19 protein-coding genes are annotated in these 20,093 nt (G+C 72.4%); 12 read left to right on the top strand and 7 right to left on the bottom strand.

What is annotated here, in order from left to right; translation table 11 throughout:
• Window positions 1–26 precede the first annotated feature (26 nt).
• From CP978_RS03610 to CP978_RS03640, 7 genes are all read right to left on the bottom strand, one after another.
• Entirely contained in the window at window positions 27–824 is a 798-nt protein-coding gene (locus tag CP978_RS03610; RefSeq protein WP_043437460.1) for an ABC transporter permease, read from the bottom strand.
• Entirely contained in the window at window positions 811–1,713 is a 903-nt protein-coding gene (locus CP978_RS03615) for a 2-aminoethylphosphonate ABC transporter permease subunit (RefSeq protein ID WP_043437463.1), read from the bottom strand. The genes CP978_RS03610 and CP978_RS03615 overlap by 14 nt, the downstream gene beginning before the upstream one ends.
• Window positions 1,706–2,860, bottom strand: coding sequence for an ABC transporter ATP-binding protein (locus CP978_RS03620; protein WP_043437465.1), 1,155 nt, complete (start codon window positions 2,858–2,860; stop codon window positions 1,706–1,708). Before CP978_RS03620 ends, CP978_RS03615 begins: the two co-directional genes overlap by 8 nt.
• Window positions 2,857–3,552 (bottom strand): phosphonatase-like hydrolase, encoded by a 696-nt coding sequence (locus CP978_RS03625; RefSeq protein WP_043437469.1) that lies wholly within the window; start codon window positions 3,550–3,552, stop codon window positions 2,857–2,859. The genes CP978_RS03620 and CP978_RS03625 overlap by 4 nt, the downstream gene beginning before the upstream one ends.
• 53 nt (window positions 3,553–3,605) lie before the next feature.
• Window positions 3,606–4,727, bottom strand: coding sequence for a TIGR03364 family FAD-dependent oxidoreductase (locus tag CP978_RS03630; protein ID WP_079161987.1), 1,122 nt, complete (start codon window positions 4,725–4,727; stop codon window positions 3,606–3,608).
• Window positions 4,728–4,955: 228 nt separating this feature from the next.
• Window positions 4,956–5,729 carry a GntR family transcriptional regulator gene (locus CP978_RS03635; protein WP_052454516.1) on the bottom strand — a complete coding sequence of 258 codons (774 nt, stop codon included), beginning with the start codon at window positions 5,727–5,729 and terminating at the stop codon, window positions 4,956–4,958.
• 113 nt (window positions 5,730–5,842) lie between these two features.
• Window positions 5,843–7,312, bottom strand: coding sequence for a PucR family transcriptional regulator (locus tag CP978_RS03640; protein WP_043437474.1), 1,470 nt, complete (start codon window positions 7,310–7,312; stop codon window positions 5,843–5,845).
• A gap of 231 nt (window positions 7,313–7,543) precedes the next feature.
• Between CP978_RS03640 and CP978_RS03645 the strand changes: the two genes are divergently transcribed.
• From CP978_RS03645 to CP978_RS03700, 12 genes are all read left to right on the top strand, one after another.
• On the top strand, window positions 7,544–8,728 hold the full coding sequence (locus tag CP978_RS03645) for a CaiB/BaiF CoA transferase family protein (RefSeq protein WP_043437476.1): 1,185 nt from the start codon (window positions 7,544–7,546) through the stop codon (window positions 8,726–8,728).
• Window positions 8,725–9,915, top strand: a complete 1,191-nt coding sequence (locus CP978_RS03650; RefSeq protein WP_043437479.1) for an acyl-CoA dehydrogenase family protein — start codon at window positions 8,725–8,727, stop codon at window positions 9,913–9,915. The genes CP978_RS03645 and CP978_RS03650 overlap by 4 nt, the downstream gene beginning before the upstream one ends.
• A 162-nt stretch (window positions 9,916–10,077) precedes the next feature.
• Window positions 10,078–10,293, top strand: a complete 216-nt coding sequence (locus tag CP978_RS03655) for an antitoxin (protein ID WP_043437482.1) — start codon at window positions 10,078–10,080, stop codon at window positions 10,291–10,293.
• Window positions 10,294–10,347: 54 nt separating this feature from the next.
• Window positions 10,348–10,785, top strand: a complete 438-nt coding sequence (locus CP978_RS03660) for a hypothetical protein (RefSeq protein WP_043437484.1) — start codon at window positions 10,348–10,350, stop codon at window positions 10,783–10,785.
• A 166-nt stretch (window positions 10,786–10,951) separates the two neighbouring features.
• Window positions 10,952–12,145 carry a PP2C family protein-serine/threonine phosphatase gene (locus tag CP978_RS03665; RefSeq protein WP_174498603.1) on the top strand — a complete coding sequence of 398 codons (1,194 nt, stop codon included), beginning with the start codon at window positions 10,952–10,954 and terminating at the stop codon, window positions 12,143–12,145.
• Between the two features lie 111 nt (window positions 12,146–12,256).
• The gene (locus CP978_RS03670; protein WP_221500843.1) at window positions 12,257–14,722 is read left to right on the top strand and encodes a SpoIIE family protein phosphatase; all 2,466 of its coding nucleotides are present in this window, start codon (window positions 12,257–12,259) and stop codon (window positions 14,720–14,722) included.
• A gap of 379 nt (window positions 14,723–15,101) precedes the next feature.
• Complete coding sequence (locus tag CP978_RS03675; protein WP_043437487.1) at window positions 15,102–15,284, top strand: hypothetical protein; 183 nt, start codon at window positions 15,102–15,104, stop codon at window positions 15,282–15,284.
• A gap of 486 nt (window positions 15,285–15,770) precedes the next feature.
• On the top strand, window positions 15,771–16,388 hold the full coding sequence (locus CP978_RS03680; protein ID WP_043437489.1) for a phosphatase PAP2 family protein: 618 nt from the start codon (window positions 15,771–15,773) through the stop codon (window positions 16,386–16,388).
• Window positions 16,389–16,662: 274 nt separating this feature from the next.
• Entirely contained in the window at window positions 16,663–17,238 is a 576-nt protein-coding gene (locus tag CP978_RS03685) for a TerD family protein (RefSeq protein ID WP_043437491.1), read from the top strand.
• Between the two features lie 264 nt (window positions 17,239–17,502).
• On the top strand, window positions 17,503–18,513 hold the full coding sequence (locus CP978_RS03690; protein ID WP_079161990.1) for a cytochrome c oxidase assembly protein: 1,011 nt from the start codon (window positions 17,503–17,505) through the stop codon (window positions 18,511–18,513).
• A gap of 71 nt (window positions 18,514–18,584) precedes the next feature.
• A complete protein-coding gene (locus CP978_RS03695) occupies window positions 18,585–19,172 on the top strand; it encodes a CGNR zinc finger domain-containing protein (RefSeq protein ID WP_043437493.1) in 588 nt (195 codons plus the stop codon).
• 108 nt (window positions 19,173–19,280) lie between these two features.
• Complete coding sequence (locus CP978_RS03700) at window positions 19,281–20,090, top strand: BTB/POZ domain-containing protein (protein ID WP_052453998.1); 810 nt, start codon at window positions 19,281–19,283, stop codon at window positions 20,088–20,090.
• Window positions 20,091–20,093 lie beyond the last annotated feature (3 nt).

Here is a 20,093-nt window from a genome sequence, read left to right on the forward strand (position 1 = left end):
TGGATCAAGAGGGGATCAGGGCGCGGTCAGCGGTAGGAGGCCCGCGTCCGCAGCCGGGCGGTGCCGATCAGCACCACGAGGGTGCTGGCCATCAGGGCCACGGCCAGCGCCGCGCCGGTGAAGAGGGCACCGCGGTCGGTGGTGGCGAAGATCCGTACCGGCAGCGGCAGCCAGTCCGGCGGGTAGAGCATCATGGTGGCGCTGAGCTCGCCCATCGACAGGGCGAAGCACAGGCCCAGGGCGGCGCCCAGCGAGGGCAGCAGCAGCGGCAGGGTGACCCGCCACAGCACACGCGCCGGACGGGCGCCCAGGCCCGCCGCGCTCTGCTCGAGCGCCGGGTCGAGGCGGGCCACCGCGGCCCGTACCGACTGGTAGGCGAAGGCGGTCACCAGCACGGTGTGCGCCAGGATCACGATGGTACGGGTGCCGTTGAGCAGCAGCGGCGGGGCGCTGAAGGCGACCAGCAGGGCCAGGCCGACGACCACCGAGGGCACCGCGAGCGGCAGCATGAACAGCCCGTCGATCACCCGGCGCAGCCTCGGTCCGAGGCGGCGGGCGGCCAGCGCCGCCCAGGTGCCGGAGGTCAGCGCCGCGAGGCTGGCGACGGCCGCCGTGACGAGGCTGGTGAGCAGGGAGTTCAGGGACTCGCCATGGCCGATGTCGGCGTAGTGGGCGGCCGTGAAGGCGGAGGGCAGCACGCCGCTCCACCGGTCGGCGAAGGACGCGGTGAGCACCACCAGGAAGGGGAGCGCGAACAGCGGCAGGACCAGGAGGAAGAAGACGGCCCACAGGATGCGGCGGGCGGCCGCGCTATGCACCAGCACGGGGACCGCCTTCCTTGCCGGTCCTGGGGACGCAGCTGCGGTACAGGCCGTAGAGCGCCACCGAGAGGGCGATGTTGACCACCGCGACGACACAGGCCGCCGGATAGTCGGACTGCAGGATCGCCCGGCTGTAGACCAGCATCGGCAGGGTGGTGACGTCCTTGGCGCCGGTGAACAGCACGATGCCGAACTCATTGAGGCACATCACCAGCACCAGGCTGCCGCCGGCCGCCAGCGAGGGCAGCGCCTCGGGCAGGATCACCTGCCGGACGATCCGCAGGGGCCGGGCGCCCAGCGAGGAGGCCGCCTCCAGCTGGGCGCTGTCCACCTGGGAGAAGGCGGCGAGCAGCGGGCGCATCACGAACGGGGTGAAGTACGTGATCTCGGCGAGCAGAACACCCCAGGGGGTGGTGAGGAAGGAGAACGGGGTGCCCTGCTGGCCGGTCAGTCCGTGCCAGGCGCCGTTGGCCATGCCGGCGGAGCCGTAGACGAAGACCAGCGCCAGGGTGATGAGGAAGGACGGGAAGGCGACGAAGACATCGATGAACCGGCCGACCAGACGTGCGCCGGGGAACGGCACGAAGGAGATCACCAGGGCCAGGAAGAAGCCCAGCAGCAGACAGCCGAGGGTGGAGGCGGCCGCGATCCACACGGTGGTGACCAGGGCGTGCTGGAAGGCGGCCGAGCCGACGACGTCCGACCAGGGCGCCAGCGAGCGGCTGCCGTCGTCCGTGGTGAAGGACTGCCGGACGACCAGCACCAGCGGGTAGAGGAAGACCAGGCCGAGCCCGGCGACCGGCGGCAGCACCCAGATCCAGCCGGGGACGCGACGCGGGCGGCGGATCCGGACGGCCGCCCTGACCGACCCGGTGAGCGAGAGGTCAGTCATCGCTCTTGCCTCCGCCGTCCGGGGCGGCCGGGAGCACCACCGCGTCCTCGGGGTCGAAGGTGAGCACCACCTGGTCGCCGGGGACCGGCGGGGTGCGCAGTTCACCGATGTCGGCGGTGACCGTACCGCCCGTGACCAGGTCGGCATGGAGCCGGTGGACGGAGCCGCGCCACTGCACATCGGTGACGGTGGCGCGGAGCGTGGGTCCGTCGCCGCCGTCCGCGAGGCGGACCAGATGGGGGCGGACGCAGAGCACGGCGTCGGTCCCGGCGGGGAGCGGCTGCACGGCGGCGACCCGCACCTCGTTGTCCGCCAGGGCGACGCGGGCGCCGTCGGGGCCGGTCTCGGCGAGGGTGGTGACCGGGAGCAGATTGGCCTGTCCGACGAAGGAGGCGGTGAAGGTGTCGCGGGGCCGCCGGTAGAGCTGCTGCGGGGTGCCGCAGTCCACCAGCCGGGCGTCCTTCATCACCGCGATACGGTCGGCCAGGGTCAGCGCCTCGACCTGGTCGTGCGTCACATACAGCATGGAGACGTCGGGCAGGTCGCGGTGGAGCCGGGCCAGTTCGGCGAGCATCCCGGTGCGCAGCTGGACGTCGAGCGCGGAGAGCGGCTCGTCGAGGAGCAGTACGTCGGGGCGGATGGCCAGGGCGCGGGCGATGGCCACCCGCTGCTGCTGGCCGCCGGAGAGTTCACGCGGATAGCGCCGGGCGTAGCCGGCCATGCCGGTCATCTCCAGGGCGCGGGCGACCCGGCCGGGGATGTCGGCCCTCGGGACCTTGTGGGCCTTGAGGCCGAAGGCGACGTTCTGCTCCACCCTGAGGTGCGGGAAGAGCGCGTACTGCTGCACCACCATGCCGATGCCGCGCCGGTAGGGCGGCAGGTCGGTGACGTCGCGTCCGCCGATGTGCACCCGGCCGCGCACCGGGCTGGTGAAGCCGGCCGCGGTGCGCAGCGCGGTGGTCTTGCCGGAGCCGCTGGGGCCGAGCAGGGCGACCACCTCGCCGGGGGCGACGTCGAGGGTGAAACCGTCGAGGACCGTGGTGCCGTGGTAGGCGACGGTGACGTCCTCGAAGGAGAGGCCGGAGCGGACCGCGCCGGCCTCGGCGCCCTGGGGTGTCCCCCGGACCGGGGCGGGCGCGGACGTCACCGTTCCTCCTGGAGCAGCAGTCCGGGCAGTTCGGCGACGGAGGCGAGGACCTGGGTGGCGCCGTCGGTGCGCAGCCGTGCCTCGTCGTGGGCGCCGGTGAGGACGCCGGCCACGACGGAGGCTCCCGCGCGGACACCGGTGAGCATGTCGTAGCCGGTGTCCCCGCAGACCGCGATCTGGCGCACGTCGTCGGTGGCGGTGCGCAGCAGCGCGGTGAGCACCATGTCCGGGTAGGGGCGGCCACGGCCGGCGTCCGCGGGACACAGCGTCAGGTCGGCGATGCCCTGCCAGCCCAGCGCGTCCAGGATGCGGTCCTGGGTGGAGCGGGAGAAGCCGGTGGTGAGGGCCACCTTGAGGCCGCCGTCGCGCAGGGCGCCGATGGCCTGCTCGGCCCCGGGCAGCGGGGCGCAGCTGCCGCCGTCGATCAGGTCGTGGTAAGCGGTCTCGAAGGCGAGGTTGGCCCGCTGGGCGGTGTCCTCGTCGCCGAAGAGGTGACGGAAGACGGAGATCTTGCTCTCGCCCATGGTGGCGCGGACATGGTCGAGCATCCGGGCGTGCTCGGCGGATCCGGCCTCCAGGCCGAGGGTTGCGGTGGCGGCGCCGAAGGCCTGCTCGACCAGGCCGCCGTCGGCGACGGTGGTGCCGGCCATGTCGAGGACGACGAGACGGACGGCGGGGCGGGGTGCGGTCATTGCGGTGCTCCCTGGGTGCGGGGCAGTGAGGGCGGGTGGTGGTACGGAGGGGGTCAGAGGCCGAGGGTGTCTGCGGTCGTCTCGGCGATGGCCGGCGAGCAGGTCATGCCGCGTCCGCCGGGGCCGGTGACCAGCCAGACGCCGTCACGGACCTGCTGGCGGTGGACGATCCGGCCGGTGTCGGTGCACTGGGCGTACACGCCGGCCCAGCGGCGGCGGATCGGCGGCAGCGGGCGTCCGAGGATCCCTTCGACGACCTCGGTCAGGTACTCGTAGGGGTCCTCGACCACGTCGAAGCCGAAGGGCTGGTCGTACTCGTGGGTGTCGCCGATGGTCAGCCCGCCGTCCCTGCGCTGCACCATGAGGAGCTGCATCCGGTGTTCGGCGGCAGTGGGGTGCTGCCGCTGGCCGGCGTTCAGGGCGTCCAGGCCGGCACCGGCGTAGCCGGGGTAGTAGCGGAAGCTGTCGCCGTCGGCGACGGAGGTGGTCAGGGCCTCGCCGAGCGGGGCGGTCTGCATCATCTGCAGCCGTACCCGGCGCACCGGCAGGTCGGGGACGAGTTCGCGGACCAGGCCGCCGAGCCAGGCGCCGGTGCAGAGCACCACGGCGTCGCCGGTGTGCACCTCGCCGTGGTCGTCGCGGACCGCCCGGTCGCCGACGACCTCGCGGATCTCGCGTCCGCCGAGGAAGGTGTAGCGGCCGGAGACCTCCAGGCGGGCGCGGAGGGCGCGCTGCGCGGTACGGGGCTCCACCGCGCCGTCCCGCTCGCACCACAGGGCGCCGAGGAACTCGCCGCGCAGGGCGGGGTTGATCCGGCGTGCCTCGTCCGCGGTGAGCAGTTCGAAGCCGCGGACGGCGGCGTCCGGCCGGTCGGCGGTCTCCCGGGCGACGGCCAGCTCGGCGGGGGTGCGGACGACGGTCAGCGAGCCGTTGGGCCGGAAGCCCAGCTCGGGCACCTGGGCGCCGATCTCTTCCCACAGCTCACGGGCGCGCAGGGCGGTGCTCAGCTCGTCGCCCGCTGCCCGGCCGCTGACCCAGACCAGGCCGAAGTTGCGGACGGACGCACCGCGTGCCTCGGTCTCCCGCTCGATGTGGACGACCTCGTGGCCGCGTTCGATTGCATGCCAGGCGTGCATGCTGCCGAGCACGCCTGCTCCTACGACGATGATTCTCACATCGGCAACGGTGCATCTGCGAGCTTGAACGACGGGGGGCCCTGAGCGACGCCGAGGTGAACAACGACCGAATCATGGACCAGACCCGTTATCGTTCCGTGATAATTGACGGGGTGCGACGGCCCACCGCGGCATCCGGCGGAGGCCCTGGGATTCCCCGTGCGGAGCGGCCATCGGGCCCGAAGTTCCTCGGCGCAGCAGACTTCGGGCCCGGGATTCCCTGCCGGATCAGCCCTCGGGCCGGAGTTCCGTGGTGAAGCTGAACCGGTCACCGCGGTAGAGCAGCCGCACCCGCTCCAGCGGCTCCCCGTGCTGGTCGCGGCTGACCCGGTTGAGCAGCAGCATCGGCAGGGCCGGCGGGGTGCCGATCAGCAGCGCCTCGCGGGGGGTGGCGGACACGGTCTCGATCCGCTCGGTCGCACCGCCGAAGGTGATGCCCATGTGCTCCCGCAGATAGGCGTAGAAGGAGGAGTCGGGGTCGAAGTCACGGTCGAGTTCGGGGACCCGGGCGACCGCGATGCAGGTGCTCTCCAGTCCCACCCGCTCGTCGTCCGCGGTGAGCACCCGCTCCAGGTGCCAGACCGGGTCGCCGACCGCGATGCCGAGCAGAGCGGCCAGATCCGGCTGGGCGGAGAACCGCTCGAGACCGATCAGCAGTCGCCCCGGACGACGCCCCTGCCGCCGCACCCCCTCGGTGTAGCTCGCCAGGGACAGCGGCTGCTCGAGTTTCGGCCCGGCCACCACGGTGTTGCGGCCACGCCGACGCAGCCGCCCCTCCAGCAGCAGTTCACGCAGCGCCTGCCGCAGGGTCTCCCGTGCCACGCCGTAGCGGACCGCCAGCTCCCGCTCGGTGGGCAGCATCCCGCCATGACCCAACTCATCGATCAGTTCGGTGAGTTGGCCCTTGACGGCGTAGTACTTGGGCAATCTGCCGTGCTCGGGGATCCCGGAGCGGACCGGGCCGTTCAGCGATGCGGCAGGATGCGAGCCGTTGGTGTTCACGCGGACACGGTAACGGGCCACGGTGAACCGGAGTCGCTTTCGGATCATGCCGGGCTCGCGGCCGGTCCGGACGAAAGACCCTGGTCCGTACGCCGTGGGGCGCGGGCACGGGTTCAGGCCAGCCCGTTCTCGCGAAGGGCCAGCCAGAGGTGACTGGCGACGTCCGGGTCGTCCAGGTCGGCGCCGAGCAGCCGGCCGGCGGTGGCGATGCGGTGGCGCAGTGTGTTGCGGTGCACCCCCAGGTCGGCGGCGGCGCGCTCCCACTGGCCCCGGTGGCGCAGATAGGCGGCCACCGTGCCCACCAGATCGGCACGGCGATAGCCGAGCAGCGGCTCGAGGGAGGGCGCGGCCGGCACCTCGGGGGCCGCCCGGTCCCGCAGCTCCCCGCCCGGCAGGCCCGCCAGGGTGCGCCGCAGCGCGGGCAGTTGGCGGTGCAGCTCGGCCACCCCCGTGTCGGCGCCCAGCAGCGCCCGGGCTCCGGGCGCGCGTTCGGCCAGAAAGCGTCGTACGGCGTCCGGCACTGCCGGGGCGTCCTCGGGCCCGATCAGGACCCACACCTGGTCCGCCTCGGCGACCGCCGACAGCTGCCGGCGGTGCCGCGCCACGGCCGGTTCCAGGGCGTCCAGCACCTCGTCCAGGGCGTCGGCGCCGAGCCCGGCCAGCCCCAGCACCCTGACTCGCGGGGCGATCGCGGACAGGCCCAGCTCCGCGGCCAGCGACCGGGCCGCGTCGACGAAGCCCGACAGCAGCAGCCGGGCCACGCAGGCCCGGGCCGCCCGGGCCCCGGCCACACCGCGCCGCTGCTGCTCGCTCTGCAGGGCGAGCAGGGCGCAGGCGGTCAGCACCAGTTGCCGGTCGGGTGCCTTCATCGGCCGGGGACAGCCGGTGGCGACGAAGCCGCTCAGCCGGCCCCTGCTGGTCAGCGGCTGGAGCACCACGTCCTCGGCGCCCAGCGGAAAGGTCGCCGAGGAATGGGGTCCCGCGCCCCGCAGCCGGGCGACCTCGGCGGCGATCTCACGGACGCTCGAGCGGCGCCCCCGCGGCCAGACCTCCATGACCTCGCCCCGCGGGCTGAGCTGGGCGGCCCACCCCTCCACGGCGCCCGCCAGGGTGCGGACCACGGCGGGCACCGGGTCGGGACCGGCGGCGGCCCACACCAGTTCGCGGTGCGCGCCCAGCGCCGTGGTGAGCTCCTCCCGTCCGGCCGCGGCGACCAGTGACCAATAGGTGCGGGCGACGGTGAGAAAGGGCGTCGGCGCGGGCACCACCAGCAGCGGCAGGGCCGCCGCCGCACAGGCCTCGGCCAGTGTCCGGGGCACGGCGGTGTGGACGGGGCCGAGGCCGATGCCCAGCGCGGCGACGCCGTGTCCGGCCAGCCGTGCGGCGTAGGCGCGGGCCTGCGCGGTCTGTCCCGTCAGCCCCATCCCGGTGGTGAGCAGCAGCTCCCCTCCGAAGAGATAGGGGGTCGGATCGGTCAGCTCGCTGACATGGACCCCGGTGACCTCCCGCGGGGGCGGGACGGCGGGGACGACGGGCGTCAGATCGGCGCCCAGGGTGCGGGCGAGCAGGTCGAGTGCGGTCATGGTGCTTTCCTCCGGCCGGGGCCGGCGCCCGGATCTCCTGTGCATTCTGCACCGGTCCACCGCGTTCCTGTGCAGGTCGTCCAATGGGATCCCGCACCCCGGCTGCCTAGGTTGGCGCTCAGCACATGGCCGCTGACTCTCGGAAGGACGCCCCGTGACCACCCACGTCGTCTCCGTGCCGCCTCCGGCGGCGGACGGATCCGCCCGTGCGCCCCGCGGCGCAGGCGTGTCATGAGCGGGCCGCTGGAGGGCGTCCTCGTCGCGGACTTCAGCCGGGTGCTGGCCGGCCCGCTGTGCACCATGACGCTCGCCGACCTGGGGGCGACCGTCGTCAAGGTGGAGCGCCCCGGCTCCGGCGACGACACCCGCTCCTGGGGGCCGCCCTGGTCGGCGTCCTCCACCACCTACTTCGAGAGCGTCAACCGTTCCAAGCGGAGCGTCGCGCTCGATCTGGCGGACCCCGCCGATCTGGCCCTGGCGCAGGAGCTGGCCCGCCGTGCGGACGTCCTGGTGGAGAACTTCAGGCCGGGCACGCTGGACCGGCTCGGCCTCGGCCACGCGCAGGTCGCCGCGGCCAACCCGGGCGTGGTGTACTGCTCGGTGACCGGGTTCGGCAGCGGGGCGGGAGCCGATCTGCTCGGCTACGACTTCGTGGTCCAGGCACTGGGCGGACTGATGAGCATCACCGGTGACGCCGAGGGCGAGCCCACCAAGGCCGGGGTGGCCCTGGTGGACGTGCTCACCGGCAAGGACGCCGCCATCGGGGTGCTCGCCGCGCTGGCCGACCGGTCCCGTACCGGCCGCGGCTGCCGGGTGGAGGTGAATCTGCTCTCCAGCCTGCTGGGCTCCCTGGTCAATCAGGCGCAGAGCTGTCTGGAGACCGGCCGGCCGCCGGGCCGGATGGGCAACCGCCATCCCTCGATCGCGCCGTACGAGACGCTGCGCTGCCGGGACGGGCTGCTCGCGGTGGCCTGCGGCAACGACGGGCAGTTCGCACGCCTCGCGGCGGCCCTCGGCGAGCCGGGGCTGGCGCACGACGCCCGCTTCGCCGGCAACGCCGCCCGGGTGGGCCACCGCGAGGAGCTGATCGCCTCGCTGGAGAAACGGCTCGCCGCCGACGACTGTGCGGTCTGGCAGGAGCGCCTGACCGCGGCCGGGGTGCCGGCCGGGAGGGTCGGCACCGTCGCGGACGGCTTCGCGCTCGCCGAGCGGCTGGGCCTGGCCCCCACCGTCACCCCCGTGGACGGCGGCACCCCCGCTCCGCGGCACGCCGTCTCCTACTCCACCGGCCTGGTCCGCCCCGCCTCGGCACCGCCCGCGCTGGGCGCCGACGACGACCGGGTCCGGGCCTGGCTGGCCGACCCCCGGCCTGCCTCCCTCCCCCATCCCGCCACCGAACACGAGGTGACCTCATGACCGCGAAGACGCCGCGCCCCAAGGCCGACCCGCTCGACCTGGCCGGCATCGACGATCTGCTCAGCCCGGAGGAGAAGGCCGTACGGGCCGCCGTACGGCAGGTCTGCGACACCTCGATCGACCCCTATGTCGCCGACTGGTTCGAGTCCGGGGAACTGCCCGTGGTGCGCGAACTGGCCAAGGAGCTGGGCTCCTTGGGGCTGCTCGGCATGCACCTGGAGGGCTACGGCTGCGCGGGCATGAGCGCCGTCGACTACGGTCTGGCCTGTCTGGAGCTGGAGGCCAGCGACTCCGGGATCCGCTCGCTGGTCAGTGTGCAGGGCTCGCTGGCGATGTATGCGATCTGGCGGTTCGGCACCGAGGAGCACAAGCAGCAGTGGCTGCCGCGGATGGCGTCCGGCGACGCCATCGGCTGTTTCGGACTCACCGAGCCCGACCACGGCTCCGACCCGGCCGGTATGCGGACCCGCGCACGCCGCGACGGTGCCGACTGGGTGCTGGACGGCTCCAAGATGTGGATCACCAATGGCTCGGTCTCGGACGTCGCCGTGGTGTGGGCGGAGACCGAGGAAGGGGTGCGCGGCTTCGTGGTGCCGACCGACACCCCCGGTTTCACCGCGCACACCATCAAGCACAAGATGTCGCTGCGCGCCTCGGTGACCAGCGAACTGGTGCTGGACGGGGTACGGCTCCCGGCGGACGCGGTCTTCCCCGAGGTGCGCGGGCTGCGCGGTCCGCTGTCCTGCCTCAACGAGGCCCGCTACGGCATCGTGTGGGGCGCGATGGGCGCGGCCCGCAGCGCCTTCCGGACCGCGCTCGCCTATGCCGGGGAGCGCGCACAGTTCGGACGGCCGATCGGCGGCTTCCAGCTCACCCAGGCCAAGCTGGCGGACATGGCCGTGGAACTCACCAACGGCACCCTGCTCGCGATGCATCTGGGGCGCCGCAAGGACGCCGTCGGGCTGCGCCCGGAGCAGGTGAGCCTGGGCAAGCTCAACAACGTCAGCAAGGCACTGGAGATCTGCCGCACCGCGCGCACCATCCTGGGCGCCAACGGGATCTCGCTGGAGTACCCGGTGATCCGCCATATGAACAACCTGGAGTCGGTGCTCACCTACGAGGGCACCCCGGAGATGCACACCCTGATCATCGGTCAGGCGCTCACCGGCCAGGACGCCTTCCGCTGACCACGGCACCCGGGCTCCCGCCCCGCCGGCCGGCCGGTCGGCGGGGCGCCTTCCGGGCGGTCCAACTCCCCTGCCACCGCGACCGGCTGAGTCCCGGCCGGTCGCCCGCGGTGAGATCATGGTGCCCATCGGTCACCACAGCACCGTGGAGGAGCACCCCGCATGTTCGACCAGCTGAAGAATCTGAAGAACCTCAAGGACCTCAAGGACAAGGTCGAGGACGTCGCCGAGGCCCACGGCGGCAAGATCTCCGACGGCCTGGAGAAGGTCGGTCACTTCATCGACGACAAGACCGGCGGCAAGCACAGCGACAAGATCGACACCGCGGTCGACAAGGCACAGGACTACATCGGGAAGCTGGGCGACCAGAAGCACTGAGCGGAACGGCCTGCCCGGCGCCGCGTTGTCGGTCCCGACCGGCAGGATGCCCTCATGGGCAACCTCTACGACTACTTCGCCGCCGCCGACGACACGGCGGCGGCGGCCCTCTTCACCGACGGTCCCGGGAGCGATCCCTTCGGGACCGTCGGACTCAAGGGCGTCGACCCCGATCTGCTGCTCGGAACCATCGAGGCCCGCCTCAGCGGGCTTCCCCCGGAAGAGGTGGAGACGGACCCCCGCTTCACCCGGCTGCTCAGCGACCCCGGACACGAGAGCTCCTGGCTCGTCACCCTGACGGACCGGCTGCGGGACTCGCTGGCCACGGCGTCGGCCGCCCGTCTGCACGACGCTGCCGCCGCATGGGCGTCGAGCGAGGGAGAACCGGCGGAGCAGGCGGCCCTGACGGCCGACTTCCTGGACCGGCTCGCCGCCCTCTCCCGGCACGCGCGAAAGAAGCGGTACGGCCTGTACTGCCGTATGTCGCTGTAGTCCGGGCTGCCCGCGCCCGCGGCCGGCTCGCGTACCGCGACCGGGCCGAAACCCCTGGTCCAGGAGCGCCCCGGCTGACCGGGCCGGTCCCGGCCGCCCCGGCGGGCGGGCCGTCCGGCGCCTCCGGCCGGGCTCGGTTTCCGGGCGGATGGTGCACATTGGAGACATGCGACTTGGGCCGCGCCTCGCCCGCGTCCGGCAGCCCTGGCACTCGAGCCTGGCGCTGGTGGTGATCCCCCTCGTGCTGATCGTGGCGATCACCGTGGCGGACATCCGCGCCCCCCAGAGCATCCATCTCGGCCCGCTGCTCGTCGTGGCCCCCGCCCTCACCACCTCGTTCGCCGGCTATCGGATGACGGCACTGATCGGGGCGCTGGCCGTGGGGGCCCAGGCCCTCATCTCCGAGGTCCAGGGTGGCTTCAACCAGAACCATGTCGCCCAGCTCGTCGGGCTCGCCTTCCTGTCGGTCTTCGCCGTGTTCGTCCGGTTCCTGCGCGAGCGGCGCTCCGAGGAGCTGGCCCAGGTGCGGTCGGTGGCCGAGGCCGCGCAGCGGGCCCTGCTGCGTCCCCTCCCCGACCGGCTCGGCGCCCTGCACATCGCGTCCTCGTACCTGGCCGCGGACAAGGAGGCCCGTATCGGCGGCGATCTGTACGCGACGGCCCGTACCGGCAGCCGTACGCGTCTGATCATCGGCGATGTCCGGGGGAAGGGGCTGGCCGCGGTCGGGGAGGCGGCCACCCTGCTCGGCTCGTTCCACGAGGCCGCCCACCAGTACGCCACGCTGCCCGCCCTGGCCGGCGCGCTGGACCGCAGCGTCCGCCGCTATCTCGCCGAGTTCCCGGAGAAGGACGAGGAGGCCCAGGAGCACTTCATCACCGCGCTCCTGATGGAGATCCCCGACAGCAGCCCCGTGATCCGTATGATCAACTGCGGTCATCCGCCGCCCCTGCTGATCAGGTCCGGCCGCACGACACCGCTGATGAGCCCGGACCCGGCGCCCCCGCTGGGCATGTGGGACCTGGAGTCGGGCGACCACGGCACCCATACGTTCTCCTTCCGGCCCGGGGACACCCTGTTCCTCTACACGGACGGTGTCGTGGAGGCCCGTGACAGCAACCGCGCCTTCTACCCGCTGGAGGAACGGGTGGCCCTCTGGGGCAGGAGCAGCCCCAGGGCGCTCGTCCAGCGCATCGAGCAGGATCTGTGCGCCCACACCGACGGGGCGCTCGCCGACGACGCCGCGATCCTCGCCGTCCAGCGCACACCCCCGCCGCACACCGGACTGCACCTCAGCGATCTGGTCCACGCCGACGGCGTCCACGGGTGGGGCCAGGACCAGCGCGAGCAGGTCGAGGACTAGGTGTACGGCCCGGTCTGCGAGGCCGGGTACGGCGCGTCGTCCGCCGTCGCCGTGCGGTTGCGTCACCCCGATCGGCGGGCGGATCCTGATCCCGTTGGAGGGTGAGCGGCATTGACGATTCCAGGACCCGAGATCTCTGCCGGTGAATTGCTCGGTCCGCTCCATGTGACGAGGGCGGCCGCAGTCGTTCTGGACGCCGGCGGCGTCGTCATCGGCTGGAGCCCTTCCGCCGAGCGACTCCTCGGTTACCCACCGGAAGAGGTGCTCGGGCGGCCTGCCGCGACCCTGGTGGCCCGGAAGGCCGGGACCCAGCCGGCACCGTGGATGCACACGGTCGGCGACCCCGGGTCGATCCGCAGTGCGGCGCTCAATCTGCGCCACCGGGACGGCCGCATCCTGCGTATGGCCACCACCATGTGCGCGGTGGCGCACGGCCCCGACGGTCCCGCGGTGGTGCTGCTGGCGGCGGACCTGGAGGAGCTGCGCAGCTGGGAGGCGCACCAGGCGATGCTGCGCGGTCTGGTCACCCAGTCACCGGTCTGGCTGACCATCTACGACCCCGAGCTGCGCGTGGTGTGGGCGAACGCCGTGGTGGACCGGGAGATGGGAGGGCCGCTCACGCCCTATGTCGGCCGCACCGTGGACGAGCTGTTTCCGCAGGGCCGGATACTGACCGAGCACCATCCCCCGACGCTGGCCGGGACGATGCTCCAGGTCCTCGAGGACGGTGTGCCCGTGATCGACCTGCACTATCTGGGCCGGGTGCCGGTCGCCCCGGAGTACGAGCGGGTCTGGTCCTGTTCCTACTACCGGTTGCTCGACGCACGGGGCGAACCGATCGGCGTGTGCGAGGAGGCGGTCGACATCACCGAGCGCCACCGCGCCGAGCAGCGGCTGGCGCTGCTGGTGAGGGCCGGTTCCACCATCGGCACCTCCCTGGACGTGGTCCGTACGGCGACGGAGCTGGTCGAGGTGGTGGTGCCGCGGTTCGCGGACGCCGTCACCGTCGATCTGCTCCCGGAGGTCCTGGAGGGCATGGAACCCGCCGACCAGGGCGGCCCCCGGCAGGGGCTGCTCCGGGTGTGCGGGGGGCGGGGCGCGCAGCACACCGCCCGCCCGGCGGGGGGCACCTCCGTGGCGGCCGGGGAGCCCGTCGAGTACGCCTTCGCCTCTCCCCAGGCCCGCTGTCTGGCCTCGGGCCGGTCGATCGTGGAGAACGCCCCGGGCACACCGGCCGGGCACAGCGGAACCGGTGTCCACGCGCGCCTGTTCGTGCCGCTGAAGGCCCGCGGCACCGTGATGGGGCTGGTCACCTTTCTGCGCAGTCGTACGGCGGTGCCGTTCGACGCGGACGAGCACGAGCTGGCCGACGAGCTGGCCGCACGGACCGCCGTATGCATCGACAACGCCCGCCGGTACGCCCGGGAGTACGCGGCGGCCGTGACGCTCCAGCGCAGCCTGCTGCCCCAGCGGCTGCCGCCGCAGAGCGCGGTCGAGGCGGCGTACCGCTATCTGCCCGCCGACCGCCAGGTCGGCGTGGGCGGCGACTGGTTCGATGTCATCCCGCTGTCCGGCACCCGGGTGGGACTGGTGGTCGGCGATGTGGTGGGCCATGGCCTGCGGGCCGCGGCCACCATGGGGCGGCTGCGCACCACCGTACGGGCCCTGGCCCAGCTGGATCTGGACCCCGATGAACTGCTGACCCGGCTGGCGGGCGTCGCCGGCCGGGGCGACCGGGACTCCCCGGACGACGGCGTCGGCGCGGAGGACGACGAGATCATCGGCGTCACCTGCCTCTACGCGGTCTACGACCCCATCTCCCGGCGGTGCAGCTGGTGCTCCGCGGGGCATCCGATGCCGGCGGTGGTCGACCCCGCCACCGGCCGTGTCTGCATCGCCGAACTGCCGTCCGGCCCGCCGCTGGGGCTGGGTGGTGCGACCTATGAGAACGCGGAGGTCGAGCTCGCCCCGGGCAGCGTGCTGGCCCTCTTCACCAACGGTCTGGTGGACTCCCGCACCGGAGGCGCCGGCGTCGGGCTGCACCGGCTGGTCCAGGTGCTCGCCCAGCACCGGCTCCCCCTGGAGAAGCTGTGCGACCGGGCGATGGCGGTGCTCCCCGTGGGACCGGTGAATGACGACGCGGCGCTGCTGCTGGTGCGCACCCGGGTGCTGGACGCCCGCCAGGTGGCCTGCTGGACCCTGCCGGCCGACCCCAGCGTGGTGGCGCACGCCCGTACGGTGGCCGCCGCGCAGCTGGACGAGTGGGGGCTGCCCGAGCTGGCGTTCACCACGGAGCTGGTGGTGAGCGAGCTGGTCACCAACGCCATCCGTTACGCCTCGGGCCCGGTCCGTCTCAGGCTCATCCGGGACCGGGCCCTGCTGTGCGAGGTCTCGGACAGCGGGCACACCTCACCGCATCTACGGCACGCGGCCGGCGACGAGGAGGGCGGACGCGGTCTGTTCCTGGTGGCCCAGACGACTCAGCGGTGGGGCACCCGTTACACCTCCGACGGCAAGACCATCTGGGCCGAACAGTCCCTCTCCCAGGCCGCATCGCCCCAGCACGCCGCCGCCTAGCCGCCTCCTCTCGGGGGGAAAACGGGGCAGGCGGCCGGGTCCGGAGTGGTCAGCCGCACACCCGTTCCGGTCATATAGTTGCGTAATGTGGCAAATAGGTGGACTCTACTGAAGGGGAACATTTCGACGGGAGAACCCGTTGGAGACAGTCGTACGGGCGGAGGGTGCCTCGCGCCCCGAAACCCACGGTGACCGCTGCGAGCGCAAGGAGGTGAACGGGATGAGTCCCAGCAGCAGTAGTCCCAGTCCCCATCCCGTTGCACCCGGGGCGCCCGGCGGACACGCCACCGTCTGACGGCGACCTCGACCGAAGGCGCCGGGCGGCACTCAGGTTCGCCGCCGGCTCGCCCACGGGTGCCGATCAGGCGGAGGTCACGCCATGACGATCACCATCACACTGCCCCGTATCCCGGGTGCCGCCGAGACCGAGCGGGTGCTGCGTCGGCTGCTGCCGGTCGCCAAGCCGCTCCTTCTCACCGTGGCCGACGCCTACGGCCTCGGACTGCCGGTACGCATGCTGGAGCTGGGCCTCAAGATCACCCGCCCCGGCACGCAGGACTGATCGACGGCACGGCTCCCTGGAGGCGCACGGTGAACGACCGGGTCCGTTCGGTTCACGGACATCCCGGCTCATGATCGCGCCAAAATAATCCCGCACGAACAAGAACGCGCATCGCCGATCAGCCACACGGCTACACTCGGCCGCCACCTGCCTCGCGTCCTGTGCCTCCCTCCCGGAAGCACAGGACGCCGCTGTGCGCGGGGAGCGTCCGGACCACGGACCGCGCGGACCGCCGGGGATGCGCCGCGCTCGGCGACGCCGGACAGCCGGCGCGCGGTTTCCGCCACTTGGACGAGGCGCCCGGCAAGTGCAGGGGCGCCGAACGCAGTTGGCGATGACAGCGGTCCGATCTTCACCTGGTACGGTCTACCACTCTGTAGACGTTCATTCACCGGACGTCTCGAATCAACCAGGATTTCGCTTTCTTGACGCTGTGCGTTCCCCCGGAGCGCTCCCGTACTCGGACCATGCCCGGAGATCCACCTCATGACTTCCTCCCCGACCACCCAGGCACTCGACGGCGCGTCCATCAGCGGCGGGCTGTACACCGAGGTCACCGACTTCGCCCACCACACCGAGTGGCTGAACGAACCGGTCTCGGTCTACACCAGTTACGGCATGGGCCTGTTCGCGGTCCTTCTGCTGGTCGCCTGGTGGCGTGCCCGCCGGGAGGGAAGCAGGGTCATGGCCGCGACTTTGGCCACACCGGTGGCGGTGATACTCGCCTATGCGGTCAACAACACGTTCAAGTCCGTGGTCCAGGAGCCCCGTCCCTGTCGCGCCCTCCCCCACGCCTTTCTGATCGAGGAGTGCCCCCCGGCGGACGACTACGCATTCCCGAGCAACCACACCACCGTGGCCTTCGCCTTCACCGTGGCCCTTCTGCTGATCAACCGGCAGCTCGGGGTCATCGCCCTGCTGGCCGCCGTGCTGATGGGAGCCTCGCGGGTCTATGTCGGTGCCCACTACCCCCATGACGTCCTGATCGGCGCCGTGATGGGAACGACCGTCGCCCTCGTCGTCACCCTGGTCGCGCACCGGGTGGGCACCCCCCTCGTGGAGCGGATGCGCACGGGTGCCCTGCGTCCGCTGCTCACCTCGTAACTCCCCCTGCCCCGAGGCCGTCCGCGTCCCGGGGCTCCCGGTCGGCGGTCATCGTCCCCGTCCCACGCCTTCTCGCCCGGCTCATGCCCCGCATGAGCCGGGCGACGTGCGTCCGGGGCGCATCTCACCGTCCCCCGGATGTGCGGGGCGTCGATCCGGGGGCCGTCGCCGGAACCGGAGATGATGGTTCTAAGATTGCGCAAGCACGAAACTGGCGCGGCGATGCCCCCGTACCGGTGTGGCATGCACGCGGAGAGCCGATGGAGGGAATCTCGTGGGTGTGACCTTGAGCAAGGGCGGCAATGTGTCGCTGAGCAAGGAGGCGCCGGGCCTGAGCAAGGTGACCGTCGGTCTGGGCTGGGCCGTGCGCACCACCACGGGTGCCGACTACGACCTCGACGCCTCCGCCCTGCTGTGTGACGCCTCCGGGAGGGTCGTCTCCGACCAGCACTTCGTCTTCTTCAACAACCTGCGCAGCCCCGACGGCTCGGTCGAGCACTCCGGCGACAACCTCACCGGCGGTGGCCACGGCGACGACGAGCAGGTCCAGGTCGAGCTCGGTCTGGTTCCGGCCCAGGTCACCAAGATCGTCTTCCCGGTCTCCATCTATGAGGCGGAGCAGCGCGGCCAGAGCTTCGGCCAGGTCCGTGACGCCTTCATCCGTGTGGTGAACGCCGCGGACGACCGGGAGATCGCCCGCTACGACCTGACGGAGGACGCCTCGAGCGAGACGGCCATGGTCTTCGGCGAGCTCTACCGGCACGGCGACGAGTGGAAGTTCCGGGCCATCGGCCAGGGCTACGCCTCGGGCCTGCGCGGGATCGCCCAGGACTACGGCGTCAATGTGTGACCGCACCATCCCCCGGACGGGGTGAACCGTCCACGACGGCCTCCGGAGCGGCCCGGGCCCCTGAAGGATCCCCGGGCCGCTTCGTACGGCCGCCGGGCCGTGCCCCGCGCGCCGCGCGGACCGGACCGTGACAGCACCTTTCCGCGGGTGGTGCCCGTCGGCACCGTGGGGCGCCCGGCGTAGAGTCCCGGAGGCCGGGATTCCGCTTCAGGGCGCACCAGCACGCCCGGCCCGTACGACGAATCGGTGAGGAGGACGGCCCGCATGACTGCCACCATGCCGCTGCTCGAGACGGCGACGGGGAGTCCACCGGAGCTCACGATGGGACGGCTGCTGTCGTCCTGGCAGCTGGATGTGCCCGCCCTGCTCCTCGTCGTGCTCCTGGGGACGCTCTACGGCTGGGGCGTACTGCGGCTCGGACGGCGGGGCGAAGCCTGGCCCCCGCTCCGCACCGCGGCCTTCGTCCTGATCGGTCTCGGCACGCTCGTGGCGGCGACCATGTCCGCGCTGGCCGTGTACGACCGCTTCCTGTTCTGGCCGGCCGCGGTGCAGAACGTGCTCCTCGACCTGATCGCACCGCTCGGGCTGGCGCTGGGCGATCCGCTGCGGCTGGCCGTCCGCGCCCTGCCCGAGGGCCCGGCGGGACGGGTACGGCGGGCGATGACCGGACGCGTGGTGCGGCTGCTCACCTTCCCCCTGGTCAGCACGGCTCTGGTGCTCGCCACCGAGCTCACCGTGTACTTCACCCCGTACTTCGAGACGGCCCTGGCCCACGGCTGGCTGCATGAGCTGATGTACCTGCATCTGCTGCTGGCGGGCGCCCTGTTCGTCGTGCCGATGCTCACCCATGAGGGCGCGCTGCCCGCCTGGTGCACCCATCCGGTGCGCGCGGCGCTGGTGTTCCTCGACGGGGTCGTCGACGCCGTGCCGGGCATCGTGGTGATGACCCATGGCACGCTGATCGCCGGGGCCTGGTATCTGCACCACGCCCCGCCCTGGGCGCCGGACGTACTGCGGGACCAGCAGCTCGGGGGCGGCGCGATGATCAGCATCGCCGAGCTGGTGGCCCTGCCGTTCCTGCTGGCGATCCTGGTGCAGTGGGCCCGTACCGAGCGCGCCGAGTCCGCCGTGCTGGACCGCCGTCTGGAGACGGAGCTGGTCCCGGCGGCCCCCGTGCCCGGACAGTCCCCGGGGCCGGAACTCGTCCGCCCCTGGTGGGAGACCGAGAACAGCGAGGTCGCCCGGCGCATCCGGCAGCAGGGCCCCGGGACCTGAACGCGGGGGACGCCCGCCTTGACGTAATAGGTGAACGTACTACGCTTATTACCTGAAAGGTGCATGAGGCGATGACCGTTACCGCAACCAGCCGTTATGGCGCCGGTGAGGCTCCCGGCGGGTTGCTGCTCGTGCAGGATCTGGCCAACACGATCCCCCACCCGCGGCCACCCGTGGGAAGCGATCTGCTCTCCGACGCGGCGACCGCCACGGACTGGCTGGCCGAGGCCGGCGGCCGCTGGTGTGCCGTACACGGTCTCGCCCGCCCCGTACCGACCGTCACGGACGACGACCTCTCCGCCGCCCGGCTGTTGCGTCACCGCATCAGACGGCTGCTGGGCGCGGAGGGCCCCCAGGAGCGGACCGGCCCGGCGATGGCGGCCGACGTCCGTATCGAGGTCACGCCCGGACACGCCACCGTGGAGCCCCTCGGCACCGGGGTGGGCTGGCTCGCCTCGGCGGTCGCCGCCGAGTGCCTGCTCTCCCGCTGCCTGGGTGTCTGGACGCGGCTGAAGATCTGCCGCAACACGGCATGCGGGGTGGTCTTCTACGACCGCTCCCGCAACAGCAGCGGTGTGTGGCATGACGTGTCCGTCTGCGGGAACGCGGCGAACGTACGGGCCTTCCGCGCCCGCCGAACCGCCGGGAAGCCCCGTTGAGGAGCGCCGTGCGACACACTCCCCGAGAAGAAGGCAGCCGCCAGGTCATCTCGCCCGGGTGATCCCGCCGAGGGCCGCGGCGGCAGCCGGAGAGAGTCGGGCCCCACCATGAACACCTTGCTGAAGCAGGTCGTCGACGCGAGCGGCGGCCAGGATCTGTGGTCCAGGACCCCCACCCTCACGGCGGAGGTCTCCGTGGGCGGCCCCGTCTGGGCGCCCAAGGGCTGGGCCGGGGCACTGCGCGATCTGACCGTCACCGTCGACACCCGGCGGCAGCACACGGTGATCGCACCCTTCACCGCTCCCGGCCTCAGCATGGAGTTCGACAACACCGGTGCCACCGCGCTCGACGGGGTGCCGGCCACCGGCGAGCCCCAGCGCGTGGTCCTGCGCGACCCGGCGGGCCGGGTGGTCAACGAGCTCACCGACCCCCGCGCCGCCTTCACCGGAATGCTGCGCGCCACCCCCTGGCGCCCCCTGCACCTGGGGTACTTCCTCGGCTACGCCCTCTGGAACTACCTCACGGCGCCCTTCCTGCTGCTCCGGCCCGATGTGCTGACCCGGGAACTCGAACCGTGGCACGAGGCGGGCCAGACCTGGCGCAGGCTCCGGGTGCGCTATCCGGACACGCTGGCCACCCACAGCCTGGAGCAGACCTTCTACTACGACTCCGACGGGCTTCAGCGGCGCATGGACTATGTCAACGAGGTCATGGGCAGCGCCCTGGTGGCGCACTACTCGGGCCGTCACCGCTCGTTCGGCGGGCTGGTCTTCCCGAGCCGCCGCCGCACCTTCCGCCGCAATCCCGACGGCACCTCCAACATCAACCTTCCCTCCATCACCGTCGATGTCCACGGGATGCACCTCGGCCACGCCGGGGCGCCGACCGCCTCCGCACCGGCGTACCAAGGCAGGTGACCA

The sequence above is a fragment of the Streptomyces nodosus genome (assembly GCF_008704995.1).
GTDB lineage: Bacteria > Actinomycetota > Actinomycetes > Streptomycetales > Streptomycetaceae > Streptomyces > Streptomyces nodosus.